This is a genomic window from Geobacter sp. PheSNFMC (assembly GCF_059620965.1).
This window is the reverse complement of sequence record NZ_JCAMRN010000120.1, coordinates 1-1,986: the sequence shown is the minus strand read 5'-3', so window position 1 is coordinate 1,986 and position 1,986 is coordinate 1. Positions and strand designations below refer to the sequence as shown.

Below are 1,986 nucleotides of genomic sequence, written 5' to 3'. Positions count from 1 at the left end.
ATGTCTTCGCCATGGGCGGGCGGCCGGTCACGGCCATGAACCTCGTCTTCGTCCCGGCGTGCGCGCTGCCGGGGTCGGTCCTTTCCGCCATTCTGGCCGGCGGGCACGACGCCCTGCGCGAGGCGGGGGCCTGTCTCGTGGGCGGCCATACGGTGGAGGACGACGAGCTCAAGTACGGCCTGGCCGTGACCGGACTCATCAGTCCGTCGCGCGTGGTGCGCAATGCCACTGCACGTGCCGGGGACCGGCTGGTGCTCACCAAGCCGCTCGGCACCGGCATCGTCTCGACGGCGATCAAGGCCGACATGGCACCGGCTGCGCTCACGGCCGAAGCCGTCCGCTGGATGACCACGCTGAACGCCGAAGCCGCGGGACTCATGCTCGAGAGCGGGGCCTCCGCCTGTACCGACGTGACCGGTTTCGGCCTGGTCGGACACGCCTGCGAGATGGCTCGGGGGGCAGGGGTGACCCTGCGTCTTCACCTGGAACAGGTGCCGGTGCTGGACGGCGTCATGGGCCTGGTGGCCGACGGGCTCGTGCCGGCCGGCTGCTATCGCAACAGGGATCACTATGCACCCTTTGTCGGCGCGCCCCGCAGCGACGACGACCGGCTTCTTCCCCTCTTCGATCCCCAGACATCGGGGGGGCTTCTCCTGTCCCTGTCTCCGTCCTCCGCCGGCCGGTTCCTCGCTGCGGCCGGCGACCGGGGGCTGTTTGCCCTGGAGGTGGGGGAGGTCCTCCCCGCCGGGGAGTGCGCCGTTGACATCGTCTGACTCCAACGTTGATCCAGGCCTCGGCATTGCCGTTGACCTGGGCACCACCACCCTTGCCGCTTCGCTGGTCGATCTGTCCTCCGGAGAAAGGCTGGCGTCCGCCGGGTCCCTGAACCCCCAGCGGGAATTCGGCGCCGACGTGGTCTCGCGGCTCGATGCCGCCTGTCGTTCCGGTGAGTCGCTGCAACGCATGGCCGCGTTGGTCAGGGAGGAGTTGTACCGCCTCGCGGTCCGTCTGCTCGACAGCGCCGGCGAGGCACGGGATCGCCTGCGTATGGTGGCCGTGGCCGGCAACCCTGCCATGGAACACCTCCTGCTCGGGCTCCCCGTGGTCCGGTTGGCATACCCCCCCTACCGTCCGCTGTTCTCGACCTCCACGAATATTCCCGCGACAGACCTGGGGTGGGACCTGTCCGGCCGGGTCGCGCTCTTCCCGCTGCCGGGCGGCTTTGTGGGCGGCGACACGGTAGCCTTCCTGTTCGGTGTTCCCGATGTGTGTGCCCCGTGCCCTGCTCCCCGTCTGTTTCTGGACATGGGAACCAATGGCGAGATGGTTCTCCAGTGCGGTGATGTGCTGCTGGGCACATCGGCCGCCGCCGGTCCCGCCTTCGAGGGGGGAGGGCTCGCCTGCGGCATGGCTGCCCTGCCGGGGGCCGTGAACGGCATCGTCCGGGATGGAGACCGCGTGCGCGTCACGACGATCGGAGGCGGCCAGCCCCTCGGTGTCTGCGGTTCTGCGGTGCTGGACACGGTTGCGCTCCTGCTGGAAGAGGGGCTTCTGGACTCCACCGGCCGCCTTCTGCCGCCGGAAGAGATCGCGTCACCCGTCGGCGCCCGCATGGGAACGGTGGGCGGGGAGCCCGCGTTCATCCTTCATCGGGATGCGGCGCGGACCATCTATCTCTCCCAGGAGGATATCCGCCAGGTGCAGCTCGCCAAGGGGGCAATCCGCGCCGGCATGGAGGTCCTGTGCGAACGGGCCCACATCCGGTGTGAGGATATTGAAGAGGTTGTCCTGACCGGCTCTTTCGGCGCGGTTCTCTCACCCCGGAGCCTAAAATTCATTGGAATTTTCACGGAAAAGATGGTACAAACGACCCGTTTCGTCCGGGAGGGTGCCCTGGCCGGTGTCGAAAAGGCACTGACCGCCCCGGAGGGGTTCGAGGCCGTTGATCGACTGGCCCGGGCGCTCCGGGTGATTCCCCTCTCGGGT

At 68.5% G+C, this 1,986-nt stretch carries 2 protein-coding genes; both read left to right on the top strand.

Annotated elements, in window-relative coordinates:
- Positions 1-773, top strand: a 773-nt coding sequence (gene selD / locus AC6CDK_RS17685) for a selenide, water dikinase SelD (protein ID WP_496639950.1), incomplete at its 5' end; no start/stop codon positions are given.
- The coding region (locus tag AC6CDK_RS17680; protein WP_496639949.1) for an ASKHA domain-containing protein at positions 760-1,986 on the top strand (1,227 nt) is incomplete at its 3' end. The genes selD and AC6CDK_RS17680, both read left to right, overlap by 14 nt.